Origin of the sequence: Dysgonomonas sp. 511 (assembly GCF_010501105.1) — a bacterium.
In the GTDB taxonomy this organism is placed as follows: Bacteria; Bacteroidota; Bacteroidia; order Bacteroidales; family Dysgonomonadaceae; genus Dysgonomonas.
Map to the genome: position 1 here is coordinate 61,452 of NZ_QVMQ01000019.1, position 15,709 is coordinate 77,160.

12 protein-coding genes and 1 pseudogene are annotated in these 15,709 nt (G+C 42.3%); 7 read left to right on the forward strand and 6 right to left on the reverse strand.

What is annotated here, in order from left to right:
- The 7 genes and pseudogenes from glpC to D0T57_RS09925 all read left to right on the forward strand — a co-directional run bounded on the left by glpC (nt 1) and on the right by D0T57_RS09925 (nt 6,426).
- Entirely contained in the window at nt 1–1,215 is a 1,215-nt protein-coding gene (glpC, locus tag D0T57_RS09895) for an anaerobic glycerol-3-phosphate dehydrogenase subunit GlpC (protein ID WP_163273334.1), read from the forward strand.
- Nucleotides 1,216–1,252: 37 nt separating this feature from the next.
- Entirely contained in the window at nt 1,253–1,444 is a 192-nt protein-coding gene (locus D0T57_RS09900; RefSeq protein WP_163273335.1) for a hypothetical protein, read from the forward strand.
- Nucleotides 1,445–1,621: 177 nt separating this feature from the next.
- Nucleotides 1,622–2,311, forward strand: coding sequence for a DNA alkylation repair protein (locus tag D0T57_RS09905; protein WP_163273336.1), 690 nt, complete (start codon nt 1,622–1,624; stop codon nt 2,309–2,311).
- Between the two features lie 120 nt (nt 2,312–2,431).
- Nucleotides 2,432–3,682 carry a DUF2264 domain-containing protein gene (locus D0T57_RS09910; RefSeq protein ID WP_163273337.1) on the forward strand — a complete coding sequence of 417 codons (1,251 nt, stop codon included), beginning with the start codon at nt 2,432–2,434 and terminating at the stop codon, nt 3,680–3,682.
- A 240-nt stretch (nt 3,683–3,922) separates the two neighbouring features.
- Nucleotides 3,923–4,984 (forward strand): annotated as a pseudogene (locus tag D0T57_RS09915) (glycoside hydrolase family 43 protein); the annotation flags it as partial.
- Nucleotides 4,985–5,043: 59 nt separating this feature from the next.
- Nucleotides 5,044–5,361: a discoidin domain-containing protein gene (locus tag D0T57_RS09920; RefSeq protein ID WP_163273292.1), complete on the forward strand. Its 318-nt coding sequence runs from the start codon at nt 5,044–5,046 to the stop codon at nt 5,359–5,361.
- Between the two features lie 6 nt (nt 5,362–5,367).
- Nucleotides 5,368–6,426 (forward strand): glycoside hydrolase family 43 protein, encoded by a 1,059-nt coding sequence (locus D0T57_RS09925; RefSeq protein ID WP_163273339.1) that lies wholly within the window; start codon nt 5,368–5,370, stop codon nt 6,424–6,426.
- A gap of 141 nt (nt 6,427–6,567) precedes the next feature.
- Here D0T57_RS09925 and D0T57_RS09930 read toward each other — a convergent pair whose 3' ends face one another.
- The 6 genes from D0T57_RS09930 to D0T57_RS09955 all read right to left on the reverse strand — a co-directional run bounded on the left by D0T57_RS09930 (nt 6,568) and on the right by D0T57_RS09955 (nt 15,700).
- Entirely contained in the window at nt 6,568–8,865 is a 2,298-nt protein-coding gene (locus tag D0T57_RS09930; RefSeq protein WP_163273340.1) for a GH92 family glycosyl hydrolase, read from the reverse strand.
- A 99-nt stretch (nt 8,866–8,964) separates the two neighbouring features.
- Nucleotides 8,965–10,296 (reverse strand): DUF4989 domain-containing protein, encoded by a 1,332-nt coding sequence (locus D0T57_RS09935; protein ID WP_163273341.1) that lies wholly within the window; start codon nt 10,294–10,296, stop codon nt 8,965–8,967.
- Between the two features lie 17 nt (nt 10,297–10,313).
- Nucleotides 10,314–11,771 carry a DUF1735 domain-containing protein gene (locus tag D0T57_RS09940; RefSeq protein WP_163273342.1) on the reverse strand — a complete coding sequence of 486 codons (1,458 nt, stop codon included), beginning with the start codon at nt 11,769–11,771 and terminating at the stop codon, nt 10,314–10,316.
- A 31-nt stretch (nt 11,772–11,802) separates the two neighbouring features.
- A complete protein-coding gene (locus tag D0T57_RS09945; RefSeq protein WP_163273343.1) occupies nt 11,803–12,966 on the reverse strand; it encodes a DUF1735 and LamG domain-containing protein in 1,164 nt (387 codons plus the stop codon).
- 8 nt (nt 12,967–12,974) lie between these two features.
- Nucleotides 12,975–14,057 carry a glycoside hydrolase family 18 gene (locus D0T57_RS09950; RefSeq protein ID WP_163273344.1) on the reverse strand — a complete coding sequence of 361 codons (1,083 nt, stop codon included), beginning with the start codon at nt 14,055–14,057 and terminating at the stop codon, nt 12,975–12,977.
- 23 nt (nt 14,058–14,080) lie between these two features.
- Entirely contained in the window at nt 14,081–15,700 is a 1,620-nt protein-coding gene (locus D0T57_RS09955; RefSeq protein ID WP_163273345.1) for a RagB/SusD family nutrient uptake outer membrane protein, read from the reverse strand.
- Between the last annotated feature and the right edge of the window lie 9 nt (nt 15,701–15,709).

Consider the following 15,709-nt stretch of genomic DNA (forward strand, 5'->3'; position numbering starts at 1 on the left):
ATGGATACAAAATCATTATATACAAGCCCTAACAATTTCGAAGAGTGTACTAAATGTACAATCTGTACCACAGCATGCCCGCTATTGAATATTGTCGATCTATTTCCCGGGCCTAAGCATGCAGGACCCGACGGAGAGCGCCTGCGGTTGATGGATTCTGAATTATATGACGAAGCTCTAAAATATTGCCTGAATTGCAAACGGTGTGAAGTTGCCTGCCCGTCGGGCATCCAAATCGGAGATATAATACAAGCCGCGAGAATAGAATACGGAAAGCAAAGTTTTAACCTGAGGAACTTCCTGTTGGCTAACACCGATCTGGTAGGTTCGCTGTCTACAATGATGGCGCCGGTAGTGAATGCAACAATAAAGACGAAACCTGTGCGCAGGATGATGGATGCGGCTTTGAGAATCGACCATCGCCGTATTTTCCCCAAATATGCTTCGCAAACCTTCGAAAGCTGGTATAAAAAGCAGGCAGATCTTCAGCAACGATACAACAAACAAGTCGCTTTTTTCCACGGATGTTATGTAAATTACAATCATCCGCAACTGGGCAAAGATTTAGTTAAAGTGTTTAATGCCCTAGGGATAGGAGTCCAACTATTGAAGAAGGAGAAATGTTGCGGAGTCGCCCTCATTTCCAACGGATTTATTGACCAGGCTAAGAAGCAGGCGGAAATTAATGTTGCATCGTTGCACGAATCTATTATAGGAAACAATGTTCCGGTTGTAGGTACATCCTCTACTTGCATTATGACCTTGCGCGACGAATATCCGCATCTCTTAGGCATCGACAATTCTGATATCCGCGATAAAACAGAACTGGCCACCCGCCATATCTACCGCTTACTGATGCAAGGCAGTACCAACCTGAAACTGAATGCAAAAAAAATAAAGGTTGCATACCATACTGCATGCCATATGGAGAAAATGGGATGGGCTTATTATTCAATCGAATTGCTGAAGATGATACCCAACATTGAAGTGTATGAGTTGAAATCGCAATGTTGCGGCATTGCAGGCACATACGGGTTTAAGAGAGAAAACTACGACACCTCGCAAGCGGTTGGAGGATCTCTGTTCGAACAGATAGAATCGCTCGATATTGATTTTGTCGTATCCGATTGCGAAACATGCAAATGGCAGATCGAGATGTCTACATCGCGTGAATGTGTCCATCCGATTTCTGTTCTGGCTCAGGCTTTAGAGTAAATATTTTAGAGAAATACCAATTTGAAATATACATAATATGAAAAAGACAGAACGGATTGAAGCGGATATTGAAAATTCTTCTGCGCAAATTGATTATATGGAAGTGAATTTTCCTGCCAAAGAGCAAGATCTCATACACATTGGTATATTGAATATATTGAGGGAAATATTCAGGTTGATAGATTTTCCGTCTTTAGCAACTAAAAAAAGCCACAGGAAGAATATTTGATTGGCGATATAACATCTAATTTCTGCCAAAATCGCCGGAGTATTTTATCTTGCCATTGCCCACTCCCAAATCCCTTTTTGCTAATTGCGCCAGAAGCAGGCTAAAAATAAGCAAAACGAGATATTTTCTAACAATTACTAAGTAACTTTACGGGATAATCATATATCTCAAAGCCATATGAATACCCAAATAAACCAAAGCCTGCAAGCATTGAAAGAAAGCAATTACAAGGCATTCAACGAAAAACTGATCCCAACCAACTACGAAATACTTGGCATACGTATGCCCGCATTGAAGAAACTGGCAAAGGAGATAGCAACCGGGGTAGATGTCGATTCTTATCTAAAAAATGCAGAATATACGACATACGAACATATTTTGCTCTACGGGCTGGTATTAGGACAGCTCAAAAAACCGGAACTAGAAACAGTGTTCAATTATTTAGACCCTCTTATCCTGAAGTTTGACAACTGGGCGCATGTGGATACAATTGTCTCATCGCTGAAAATCTTCCAAAAACACCCGGATGAAGTGCTGGCACATTACCTGCCGCTCAAGACACACGAAGGAGAATTCACCAAGCGTACTTTTATCATTCTCCTGATGGATTATTTTATGAGCGAGACCCATATTGATATGACATTAAAGCATTTGCCCGAAATACAGCAGGGGCAATATTATGTAGATATGGCTATTGCCTGGGCGATTAGCGTAGGGCTTGTTAAATTTTATGACAAAACCATTCCATTGCTGGAACAGCAGGTATTCTCTAAATTTGTACATAACAAAGCTATCCAGAAAGCCCGCGAGAGTTACCGGATAACGCCGGAGAAAAAGGAATTGCTGAATGGCTTGAAAATAAAATAAGGGAAGGGATACGTTAGAATAGGAACAACCCACAGCTGAGCTCCCTTGATTTTGTTATCAATGTACTACAATACAATCAGTTCAACATCGAAGAAACATATTAAAGCAAGAAGTATATTTATGAAAACGTTAACTTTAACAATCGCTCTCTATCTCTTTTTTAGCTTCAATACATATGCTCAAAACAAAAAAGAGAAAGACAACGACGACCGCACCTATTGGACTAGCCTGCTATATAAGATGGCTGCACCCGTACTGAGCAATATGAGCAAAGGCGAGCTATCTAAAAACATGCAGCTGGAATTAAGCCCGACATGGGACGGACGCAACAAGAAAGTCGCCTACATGGAATGTTTCGGACGCCTGATGTCGGGACTTGCTCCCTGGCTTAGCTTACCCGACGACAATACCCCTGAAGGAATACAAAGAAAACAACTTCGCGAATGGGCATTAGAGAGTTACAAGCACGCTGTCGATCCCGATAGTCCCGACTATCTCTTATGGCAGAACGAAAACCAGCCCTTGGTCGATGCAGCCTTTATTGCCAACAGTTTCCTGCGCGCACCCGAACAGTTGTGGGAACCGCTCGACAACGTTACAAAACAACGTTATATTAAAGAATTTCAGCAACTTCGCCGCATAGACCCTCCTTATTCCAATTGGCTGTTATTTTCGGCTATAGTCGAAACTTTTTTGATGTCGGCCGATGCTCAATACGACAAATACCGCATCAACTCTGCCCTCCGCAAAATAGAAGAATGGTATGTAGGCGATGGATGGTATTCGGATGGAGAACACTTTTCCTTCGATTATTACAACAGTTTCGTCATTCAGCCAATGTATGTAGGCGTTTTGGAAAACCTTCTGAAAAAGAAAGTCAGCTTGTCGAATAAGAATCAAAACAAGATTAACCAAGATCTGGATTTAGCAACTAAAAGGATGCAACGTTATAGCATTATCCTCGAGCGTTTCATCTCCCCCGAAGGTACATTCCCCGTTTTCGGACGTTCTATGACATATCGGCTGGGAGTTTTCCAACCACTGGCATTACTAGCCCTACAGGAAAAACTACCTCAGGAACTAACAGAAGGACAAGTAAGAAGCGCACTCACTTGCTCCATGAAACGGATGTTTTCGGTAGAAGGAAACTTTAACGAAAAAGGATTCCTTCAGTTAGGCTTCGCCGGACATCAGGTCGATCTTGCCGATTCGTACACAAACAATGGCAGCCTGTACCTCACTTCCGAAGTATTCCTCCCGTTAGGGCTGCCGGCCAATCATACTTTCTGGACATCACCTTCGCAAGACTGGACATCCAAAAAAGCGTGGAACGGACAGCCATTTGCCAAAGACCATGCAATAAGAGACTGATAGCAAGACAGGCAAGCCGATATTAACTCTTTATAGCGATTCCGGAAAACCACAAGGATATGGAAACAGGGATGCTTTGTTACAAAAGCACCCCTGTTTTGTTACCTGAATGTTTTTTACACCATTTTTGAGCCCAAAACATAACCTTTGTTTAAAAGGAAAATACAATATTTGCATATAATAAATGAATTTGTCGTGGCTACCGAAAGGGTACAACAATCACATTAAAGAATAAAAGATATGAATAAAATATTGCTGCTTGCCATTCTCTTACTCTCCGGCATCTCAACCGTAGATAGCCAAAACCACAACTCTGGAGCCGAAGAAAAAGATTATGCAGGCTATCTGTTTGCATACTTCAAAGGAAACAACATAAAAGACGAAGCCGTTTGTTATGCAATCAGCCGCGATGGATATAACTATCTGGCATTAAACAACAACAATCCTATATTAGACTCCAAACAAATCAGTTCGACAGGAGGAGTTCGCGACCCTCACTTGCTTCGTTGTCAGGATGGTAGAACATTCTACATGGTGGTCACCGATATGACCTCGTCGAAAGGTTGGGACTCGAATCGAGCTATGACCTTCCTTAAATCGGATGACTTGATAAACTGGACATCGAGTATTATAAACATCCAACAGAAATACCCGAATCAGGAAAACCTGAAACGAGTATGGGCGCCCCAAACCATTTACGACCCTGCCGTTGACAAATACATGGTCTACTGGTCGATGAAACATGGCAACGGACCCGACATTATTTATTATGCCTATGCCAATAAAGACTTTTCCGGCCTCGAAAGCGAGCCTAAGGTTTTGTTTAGACCCAAAAGCGGAAAATCGTGCATCGACGGCGACATAATCAACAAAAACGGCATCTATTACATGTTCTACAAAACCGAGGGGCATGGCAATGGTATCCGCCTTGCATTGACAGACAGCCTTGCATCCGGGAAATGGCTTGAGCAACCCGGCTACAAGCAACAGACAAGAGATGCAGTAGAGGGTTCGAGTATTTTCAGGCTTATAAACAGTGATACATATATACTGATGTACGATGTGTATATGAAAGGTAAATACCAATTTTGCGAAAGCAAAGACCTTGATATATTTAAAGTAGTGGACAATAATATTACGATGAACTTTCATCCGCGCCACGGCTCGATAATACCAATAACACGCCATGAACTAAAAGCCCTGACCGATAAATGGGGAATCCCCAAAGGCTTCGAAATGCCGGCAGACAACACCCCTGTACCCGAAAGCTACTATGCCGATCCCAAAACACAATATTCCAACTAAACCTTTGAAACAGGGATGAAAACAAAAATAGCAACTTTAATCAATCTATGTACTGTATGACAGATAAGCCCTATATTGCCGAAATACGCGACATAGTAAAAGGTGCTGGGTTTACAGATGTGCCATTATTCCAATGCGACTGGAACTCCAATTTCGAAAACAATGCTCTCGAAGATTTAGTTTGGACTATTAATTTCGGTACAGGAGCCAATATCGACGCCCAATTCAAACACCCGCACCAAATTGTAATAGACCTAGGCGAAGACAAGAGAATAACAGGATTCTCGTACCTGCCCCGTGCCGAGGACAAGAAACCAGGTATGATAAAAGATTTCAAAGTATATATCAAGGCAAAACCATTTAAACAAAACTAACCTATAATGAAAAAGTATCTGATTTATTTACTTATCCTGTCTTGCATATTTGTTTGCAGCTGCGGACAGAAAAAGAACCAACAACAAGGCGAAGACGCGGAAGCAGAAGCCAAAATGATAGTATCGGGCGAAAAGTGGCTCGACACTGATGGCAACGCGATAAACGCTCACGGCGGAGGCATCCTCTACCACGATGGCACATACTATTGGTATGGAGAATACAAAGGCGATTCCACATACTGGAATCCCAAAGTACCCAGTTGGGAATGTTACCGTACCGAAGCCGGCGGCGTTTCCTGCTATTCGTCGCAAAACCTTGTAGACTGGAAATTTGAAGGAGTGGTATTGCCATCGGATACAGTAAACGAAAGTTCGGAACTTCACTATTCCAATGTATTGGAACGTCCGAAAGTGATATACAACGACAAGACCAAGAAATTTGTAATGTGGCTCCATGTCGATAGTCACGACTATGCCAAGGCTGCGGCCGGCGTTGCTGTTTGCGATACGCCTAACGGCAAGTTCGAGTACTTGGGGTCTATGCGCCCGAATGATGCCATGAGCCGCGATATGACATTATTTAAGGATGATGACGGGAAAGCCTATCATTTCTATTCTTCCGAAGAGAACAAGACATTGTATATAAGCCTGCTTACCGACGACTATCTTAAACCCACAGGGCAATTCACCCGCAACTTTATAGACCAATCGCGCGAAGCCCCGGCTGTATTCAAGCAGAACGGCAAATATTACATCCTTTCATCGGGCTGTACTGCATGGGATCCCAATCAGGCGGAATATGCTGTTGCCGATTCTATAATGGGGCAATGGAAAGTAATGGGCAACCCTTGTTCGGGCAAAGATGCCAATATCACCTTCTACGGGCAAAGTACAAACGTCCTTAAAGTAGAAGGTAAGAAAGACGCTTATATAGCCATGTTCGACAAATGGAACAAGACAGACCTCATCGACTCACGATACATCTGGTTGCCTATCAAATTCAGTGGTGATTCCATTGATATTGCTTGGCAGGAAAAATGGAATATAAATGAGGCTTTTAAGTAAGAATTAAGGCTCTAATATTATATCTAAAACATGGAAAGAAGTTGAATTCTAAGTTTCCTGCAAATTTAGAATTCAACTTCTATTTATTTCGAATTCACGTTAAAGCTAAAAAATATGCAACCATAATCAATCAGGAGTTTCTCAATGGGAAAAAGATTCGATAAATTCTTTGGAGAAGGAATAAGGCGCATCGCTATCAACTACACCTCTCATCTTATTGGGGCTATCTCCCAACTGATAACTTATTGTTGCTCCATCAATCAACATCTGGTGTGTCAGGTAATTTTTAGAATATAGGTTCCCATTTAACTGCACAGAGTGTACATAACGATTGGCTTTATTGTTATTCTCAGAAAGTATCTTTATTTGCTTACCATTCTCCAGATTCAGCGCCACTTTCTTAAATAAAGGAGAACCCAATGCATACTCATCTGTTCCCGGACAAACAGGATAAAAACCCAAGGCTGAAAACACATACCAAGCCGATGTTTGCCCGTTGTCTTCATCTCCGCAATATCCATCAGGATTGGGCGTATATAATTTATCCATCACTTCGCGAACCCAGTATTGAGCTTTCCACGGCTCTCCCGAATAGTTGTACAGATATATCATGTGTTGCACAGGTTGGTTACCATGAGCATAATTACCCATATTCATTATCTGCATTTCCCGTATCTCGTGTATAACATGGCCATAATAACTATCATCGAACAAAGGCGGAACATTGAAAACTGAATCCATCATCCGATTGAAACCTTCGTTTCCTCCCATCAGGTCTATCAGTCCTTGCGGATCATGGAATACTGACCAGGTATAGTGCCAACTGTTGCCTTCGGTGAAAGCATCGCCCCACTTCAAGGGGTTGAAAGGTGACTGAAATCCTCCATCCTGATTCCTTCCACGCATCAGTTTATGTTCTTCATCAAAGAGATTCTTGTAGTTGAAAGCCCTTTGCTTATATACCTCGATTTCACTCTCAGGTTTACCCAGTTTTCTGCCTAGTTGGTAAATACACCAGTCGTTGTAAGCATATTCAAGAGTACGCGCAGTATTTTCATTGATATTTACATCGTAAGGAACATACCCCAACTTATTATAATACTCCCATCCTTTACGTCCGGTAGAACTTACTTGCGGATGAACAGTACCGGCTCCATGTATAAGTGCCTGCCATAAAGTTTCGATATCGTATCCTCTTAAGCCTTTCAGGTAAGCATCTGCAACTACAGAGGCCGAATTGTTGCCTACCATGCAATCCCGATGGCCAGGGCTGGCCCATTCGGGGAGGAAGCCGCTCTCCTTGTAAGCATTTACCAATCCTTCCTGCATCTTTATATTCATGTCGGGATAAAGCAGGTTTAACAGAGGGAAAAGACTACGAAACGTATCCCAGAAACCGGTGTCGGTAAACATATAACCCGGCAAAACCTCTCCGTTGTAAGGGCTGTAATGTACAACTTCATTCTTTTCATTTATTTCGTAGAATGAGCGGGGGAAAAGCACTGAACGGTAAAGGCAGGAATAGAATGTCCTTACATTGTCAATATTATCATCTTCAACCTCTACCTTGCCCAACACCTTGTTCCACTCTTGCTTACCTTGAGTTTTTATTTCATCAAAGGTGTGGTTTGCCAGTTCTTTTAAGTTCAGCTCTGCCTGCTCGTGACTAATAAAGGATGATGCTACACGGGCGTGGACTTTTTCTCCTTTAGTGGTCGAAAAGCCAATGATTGCTCCTGCATGGTCATCCGACACCTCAAATTTTCCTTCTGCGATATCCCCTCCGGCAACAGAGGCTTTATATGTGAACGGCTTGTCGAAGGTTATTACAAAATAGTTCTTGAAATTATCGGGTACGCCTCCGCTGTTTTTTGTTGTGTAGCCTATAATCTTATTTTCTTCTGGTATAATTTTAATATATGACCCTTTGTTGAAGGCATCGACAACAATGTATGAATTATCATTCCGGGGAAAAGTAAAACGAAAGATTGCCGCCCGTGAGGTCGGAGCCAATTCGGCTACAACATCATGATCGGCCAGATAAACGGAATAATAATAGGGCTTGGCAACCTCCAATTTATGAGAAAACCAACTGGCACGTTCCTCCTCGTCGAACACTGGTTTTCCTGTTATTGGCATGATGGAAAACTGCCCGTAGTCGTTGATCCAGGGACTAGGCTGGTGAGTCTGCTTCAGTCCTCTGATTTTATCGGCAGAGTAAGTATATGTCCACCCGTCGCCCATCTTACCGGTCTGTGGTGTCCAGAAATTCATACCCCACGGACGGGCAATAGCCGGATAAGTATTACCCGTTGATAAAGAATATTTACTTAAAGTGCCGACTAAGGGGTTGACGTGACCTGTCCAGTCTTTTATTTGCCCTGATACTGTAGGAGCCAAAGCGAAGCAGGCTAAAAATAACAATATGTATTTTCTCATAATTTTTAGTTATAGAATGGCTGATATCTATTATTAAATAGGGGCGGACTTATTTGCCCGCCCCTACTATAAAGTTTCTATTACATAACCGTCTCCGGATTATTCATATACCCAAATCTCTGTAACATCTAAATAACTATTGTAACGTCCGGTCATTTCAAATTTCACATAACGTGCAGTCACCGGCACATAGAATCCGAAATAATGGTTAAGGCTTTGAGGTGTTTCTAGTTCTCCCTGCGAAGTCCAATCCACATTGTCCATAGATGTTGATATCTTCATATTCTTAGGAGAGGAGGCTGTTGTATTCCGGTAATAATCTGCTCCCAGAGCCACGAATGTTTTTGCCGCTCCCATATCTACGTAGAATGACAATTCGTCAGAAGATACATATAGCGAGCTTCCACCCGTTCCTCCATAACCATTGATAATAGAAGAAATATTTTTGCCGACAGGAACGATAGAGCTTCCCGTCCAACCGAGCTTCTCTATATTAACCCAAGCTGGATCTTTTTCAGCAAGATATTGGATGTTTCTGAATACTTTCAGTATTTTCAATACAGCAACCCCATTCGTTTCATCCAGAGCAATAATCGGATCGTCGGCAGTAAATGCAACAGTTACCTCGTGAGATTCTTCCTCTGTTGTTTGCAACAAGAAATCATCTGTTATACCCCAAGTTACAACTGCCGAGGTCTTTTCTCCTGCCTGAATGGTAACTTCGGCCGGAGTTATCGTTACTGTATTCATAAACTTATCTTCTATACCGGTTGTCGTAAACTTGACTTTAGTGGTTTTCAACGCCGGTTTGTCAAGCTGAACCGTAAACTTGTAAGCTATAGGGTCAGGATTCACGATTGCCCCGTTAGAGTATGCACGCCCGAAAATAGTGCTGCTACCTTCTTCCCCTACAATAGAGGCCGTAGGAATATAGGCTTCTTTCTTGACAATGACTTTCGCCTCAATCGGATCTACAGGCGTTTTATAGCCGGTGGCACGAACCCTCACTCCTATCTCGTAAGTTTCTTCATCATAATTGGTTTGTGCAAAACTAAAGTCTTCTTCTTTCAGCGTTACCGTTACGTATGTATCGGTATGACCAACTTTTAGGGTTTCCTTTGTAGTGCTGATCTCAATCAGGTCAGCAGGAATGTTTTCAGACAATATCTCGTAAGATAGGTTGATATCTTCGGGCGAAGCCTTAAACCTGAACATATATGTCCGGCTTACCACATCGTCGAGTTCTAATATACCGTCACTGTTATAGACTGCATTCAATACCAATTCTGTTCCCTCGCCGGCATCAGATATCGAAACTGATGGTTGGTTATCGGGAAAGGGTTGCAGCCCCAGCTTTTCGTCATCATCGCAACTCATAAGTGCAAATAACGCACTTACTATCAGAGCAAAAAATAATTTATAATATTTCATATCTTTTTTGTTATAAATTAGTTTTCTATAGGGAGATCTGTTAAATAGCTATAAGGTTTTGGATCCTGATGCTTATAGTAGGTAGTAATAGGTTTCAGTTTCGACCCATATAATACTTCAGCACCCGACAAACGGCCAAAGGCACTGCTAAACTTCGTTGGTTTCAGGTCAAAGCCCATATACCAGCCAAATCCGTTATTAATCAGATTCTGAGCAGACGATGCGCTTAGCGAACCTCCAATACCTAAGTTGTATTCGGATGCCAGACCTGCACATTCTTTTCGAGTCATTTGCCCAATAGGCGATGCACTACTTCCATAGTTTGGCACTACAATGTCTATCCATTCCTTAGCATCCACATCTTCCCCCGTTTCCAAATCTTTAACAGAGGCTACACCATACATGTAGCCAAAGGCAAATACTGTCATCAATTTATCAGGCATCGCTTTTTTGGTTTCATAACACAGACGGGCCGCTGCTTCTCTGCTCCTGGTTGTAAGAGCAGGATTACTAGGGTCTGGAGCAGTAGAATACTCATCATCATAATTTACTCCATCCAGATTATAGGCTTTGCAATACGAGGCTATTTCACGGGCAAAATCTTTCGCTCCCTGATTCGAGAGTTGAGCCAAACCTGTCATATCGTGGTTACCCAACAAACCTAACAATACTTTTACCCCGCGTTTGCGCAATGGCTGAAGGTAGGTTTCGTTATTATCCAGCAAAAATTGGGTCTGCGGGTTACATTGTATGCGTGGACGACCAGCTTCAGCGTCATAATTGATATTGGCTGCAAACAAGACAATCACATCCCACAGAAGTTTACCATTTTCCAACTCGAAAGAAAGTGTATTCAACGGGTTCACATTGTTTATCTCAAAAAACAGGTAACCTCTTACAACATCTTCACCCTTATATGCATCTGCCGCATTACGCATATCTTTTACAAAATAAATACAATGTTTTGCGTCGTCGTTGCTGATGGTAATATCGCTACTGTATTCCGATATCGCCAATGGAATGGCATAAGTTTTACCATCCTCCATATTATCAGAAGCATTGATAGTAATGCCTACCTCGGCAGACTTCACATTACTATTGATAGCAAACGTGCCGTCATTGTCGAAGATTACATCATCTTGGGGATATATTTCGAAGTCGGTTCCATATTTAAGATTGTATGCTGTCAAATACTCAGCATCAAACGCCACCCTCGCTTTGGTACCTGCCGTCGGCAACTTTGTCAATCCCATTTTCACAGCTGTGGTATAAGAACCTTTGTAAAGCTCTATAATATTAGATGCCTTATTGGTTTTTCCATCACGCAGGTATGCATTATTTTCATATACATTATTGTAGTCCGATTCATTTACTTTTCTCCCGATATCCAGGTCGTCATCGCAAGACATGAGAAATATCATGCTGCCCAGTATAAAGGCCAACGATGATATGAATGATATATTTTTTATTTTCATAATTAAATTCTCAAGTAAGATTAAACATCTATCAATTTATTTGGGGTATCTCTACATTCACCCAAGTCGGCGATGCGCTATTTGCTGCGGTTATATTATTTCCGTTTCCGGTATGGTCGGTAATAACATTGCCTGCACCCTCATTAAATTTCCAATAGGCAATCAGTCCCGGCGAATTCGGCTCTACTTCGTAAGGATTGCCTGCTATTTGCTCTGCCGTTCTCTGCACAGTCCAGATACGAACCTCAGATATTTCGCCTGGCAACCAACGTGTTGCATCCCATGCATAACCTATATAACAACCACTTGTCAGATTCAAAGACCCTGATGCAGCCTTATCGCTGTAAACGAGTTCTCCGTCCTTATAATACAGCCGCTCTTTGGTAGTATTGTCATATACGATGGCGATATGCACCCATTCGTTAACGGGTAACCCCGAAACTTTGTTAGGAGCCGGGAAATTTCCGCCCGGTGCTACTACCTGAAGTTGGTCGCGCGGACGATCGCCATCTCCAATACGGACAAGGAATTTTCCTTCTATACCAAATACCGAACTCAGAGCATTATCACGTCCTGCAACCCAATCGGCACTGCGCACCAACGCTTCTACTGTGATTGTAGGTACGCTACTCACGTTGCTTGTCCATTTTATAGGGAAATAAATTTTTGAAATATCAGCAACCACATTGATAAGTGCAGCGCCCTTAAAGATAAAAAATACTGTTTTCTGATCTTTAGCTATTTCAATGTCAGAAGCGTTTACTACAGCCACCGGCAGCACATAGCGTCTGGATTTATCCAGATTTCCGGTATTCATAAAATTAATGAGAATGTTATCTCCTGATACGTCTCCGGCTTTGATAACTGTCGCCTTTTCCGGTATTTCGTAATATTCAGGTTCGAGCGCGGTTGCTTCATCTCCATATATCAGGTTATAAGCTGCTGTAAGGGCCGGCACTGCATCGAAGTTGATATGTATATCTTTCTCGGCAGGCAAAGCGATGCGATAGCTAATTTCCCGTGATGCCTCCATAATATTGGGTTTGATCAACAGGTCGTCATTAATGGTAGAAGAAGTGATATAAAGCCTGTTTCCGAAATGATGCTCGTTTACGATATCTGCATCTTTACATCCGCTAACCAAAAGTGTTATTGCAACCAATAATAATGCGAAAATATTCTTATTGTGTTTCATATTCATTCTTATTTATTTGGATTCATAATACGAATAATGTCGCGTACATATCCATAAGTCCTGTTATAATAATCGTTATGAACATTCATCACGAACAAGCCCTTGCGGCTAAAGTCGGGAGACTCTTGCGTAACCCATTGCGCAGCACCAAGTGCAGCTATGGTTTTCTCGTTGTCGCCAGTCAGAGTATTCCAATAACCAATTATTTTATCTTTATCGTCGGCCTGAGGTAATTGCACACATGCAAGGAAACGGTCGGTAGGGACAGGGTTGATACCGCCTTCTACCCCTAACACAGCGTCTTTTCCTGCCTGAACGGCCAAATATGTCTTCACCGAAAGATCGTCTGCATTGGTCGAAGAGGCCGATTTAATAACCAGATAATCATACTCTTCCAGCATATCCATATTCTCGGGTACAAGATATTGGATATTGCTATACAGTACCAGCGTCTTGCCTTTGTGTGTTTCGCGCCAAGCCATAACTCTATCAAACAGGTTTTGTTGGCGTGCGTTGTACAAAGCTAAAGCCGGTTCGGTAAGGCTGACTAACGAACGGCCTGTGTAGTCGACAACAATGCCATGGTAGCTATATTTGTCGCAAAGAGCAAGTGCGGCATCTATCTGTCCTCCCAGGTATTGAAGTGCGTCTTCTTCTGTCAGTTTAGGATTTGCCTTTTCCATCGCTTGCCAGTCTGCTTCAAATCCATTATAGTCAATCACATACAAGACCCGCGTGCCTTTATCGTTTTCCACTTTCACCATTTCTTCCTGAGTAACAGAGTTTAGGTTGTCAGGATTATTCAAGCAAATGAAATCGACGCTATCGGGAAGCGCAGTCAGTCGTTCGGCTTGTTTCATTGGTATTGTCTTGGGATTATCGAACGACACAAAGATTGCATTATGTTCGCCGGCCTTATAGTCTCTCAGATTCTTCAGATAGTCTGCATATAACTGTGGATTCGAATCTTCTAAAGTAGGATTTTTGAGGTCGAGACTTTCCGGGTCTGTCCAGTCGTCGCACGAGTTGAAGGCTAGGCCTAACATCGATGCTATCACTACAAATAGAGAATATTTTAAATAATTTTTCATATATACTTTCATTAAGGTGATTATTATTTCTTAGCAGCCCACCACAAGTCTGTAGCCATATTATCAGGACCTTTCAGGTATTTGGATACAGCTTCGGTTATATTCTCCGAGTTACTATTATATTCATCAAGAGGGTAAGGCATGCGCCGGGCCCCTTTATTGGAATCTACTATACCACCACTCTTGTTTCCTGCTGCTGTCGCTGGTATCAACTTAGGGTATCCTGTACGGCGGAAATCTGCCCAGGCTTCATTTCCCAATTGCCAGTTGGCAATCCATTTTTGGACGATAATGCGTTCCTGCTTTTCTTCTTTGCTTGCACCCTCATTCCATTTGATAGTGATGGATGATAGTCCACTGGTATAAGTGTTGTCGCCGGCAGGGTCTGTATAAGCTTCCGGTTTGCTGGTAGCATCGCTCAGATATGCATCGGCTCCACTGGCATCCCATTGGTCGAAAGATAAACGAATACCTTCATTATAAAACGCTTCGGCAGTTCCCCCCATATTGAAGCCGAAAATAGCTGTTCCTTCTGCGCGCAGGAAAGCAACTTCTGCTGCATTCATCCAATAGATAGGAGATGTAGTGGAGATATTTACTCCCGAATATTTATGTCCTTTGCTGGTAAGATCGGGGATAATAATGCCGCGTCGTAAGCCTACATAATCATATCCTTTCCACATAGATTTTATAAAGTATTTCTCCCGACGGGCATCGCCATATCCATTCATGTAACAAATAATATCTGCCGCAGCATGAGTGTCACCTCCGGTATTAGTATAACCTTCTTCTATATCAGCTTCCGGTACCTGATTGTAGCGTGTTGCTACATAAATAGGATTTTGGATACTGGAAGAGAAATACTTCCAGGCTGCATTATCATCATTTGTTTCCATAACACCGCCATTTGCCGGAGCGACAGCTTCTTCTGCCATTTCTTTAGCTTTTGCCAGATCGGCATAAGCTATACGGATAGCCAAACGGAGTTTCAGCGAGTTGGCAAATTTAATCCATTGCTTGATATTTCCTGCATAAATATAGTCGGCATCCTTTACCAACATAGCATTCGGATATTCGTTCAGAATATCTATCGCACTGTTTAAGTCCTCGAAGAATGCATTATATACAGTTTCTTGCGAATCGTAAGGGATTGCCAGGTTGTTGCTTTCTCCCATTTTGGTATAAGGGATAGGCCCAAATGTATCTGCCACCCTATGCATAGTAGCTACTTTTATTATGTTTGCGATAGCATAAGGCACAGGGTTTCCGGTATTTTCGGAGACAAGTTTTACCGTAGCCAAGTTGGAATTTAGCACTGGGATAATCTTATCACTTTTCAGGAAAACCCGACTCCAGTCATCTTTCGGATTGTAGTTGGAAATCGTATTTGCCCATCCGGCATTTGCATCGGCATAATATCCACCCATCGGACCGCCTAACAGACAGTCGGTAAACTGAGCGGTATTCACGTCCGGCGATACTACACATCCTGCCAGGTTGTTCATAGCCGACCCTAAAGCATAATCATCTGCTTCCAGCGATCCCGGTTCGTGAGGATTACTGTTTATATTCTCATAGTTTGCTGTACAGGACATTAGTGCAGCAAGAGAGACAATCGTCAGTTTGTTTATTATATTTTTCATACCTGCATT

Excerpts from the sequence above, each read along its gene's own strand:
- glpC (WP_163273334.1), top strand. The coding sequence starts at position 1 with ATGGATACAAAATCATTATATACAAGCCCTAACAATTTCGAAGAGTGT.
- D0T57_RS09900 (WP_163273335.1), top strand. The coding sequence starts at position 1,253 with ATGAAAAAGACAGAACGGATTGAAGCGGATATTGAAAATTCTTCTGCG.
- D0T57_RS09905 (WP_163273336.1), top strand. The coding sequence starts at position 1,622 with ATGAATACCCAAATAAACCAAAGCCTGCAAGCATTGAAAGAAAGCAAT.
- D0T57_RS09910 (WP_163273337.1), top strand. The coding sequence starts at position 2,432 with ATGAAAACGTTAACTTTAACAATCGCTCTCTATCTCTTTTTTAGCTTC.
- D0T57_RS09920 (WP_163273292.1), top strand. The coding sequence starts at position 5,044 with ATGACAGATAAGCCCTATATTGCCGAAATACGCGACATAGTAAAAGGT.
- D0T57_RS09925 (WP_163273339.1), top strand. The coding sequence starts at position 5,368 with ATGAAAAAGTATCTGATTTATTTACTTATCCTGTCTTGCATATTTGTT.
- D0T57_RS09930 (WP_163273340.1), bottom strand. The coding sequence starts at position 8,865 with ATGAGAAAATACATATTGTTATTTTTAGCCTGCTTCGCTTTGGCTCCT.
- D0T57_RS09935 (WP_163273341.1), bottom strand. The coding sequence starts at position 10,296 with ATGAAATATTATAAATTATTTTTTGCTCTGATAGTAAGTGCGTTATTT.
- D0T57_RS09940 (WP_163273342.1), bottom strand. The coding sequence starts at position 11,771 with ATGAAAATAAAAAATATATCATTCATATCATCGTTGGCCTTTATACTG.
- D0T57_RS09945 (WP_163273343.1), bottom strand. The coding sequence starts at position 12,966 with ATGAAACACAATAAGAATATTTTCGCATTATTATTGGTTGCAATAACA.
- D0T57_RS09950 (WP_163273344.1), bottom strand. The coding sequence starts at position 14,057 with ATGAAAAATTATTTAAAATATTCTCTATTTGTAGTGATAGCATCGATG.
- D0T57_RS09955 (WP_163273345.1), bottom strand. The coding sequence starts at position 15,700 with ATGAAAAATATAATAAACAAACTGACGATTGTCTCTCTTGCTGCACTA.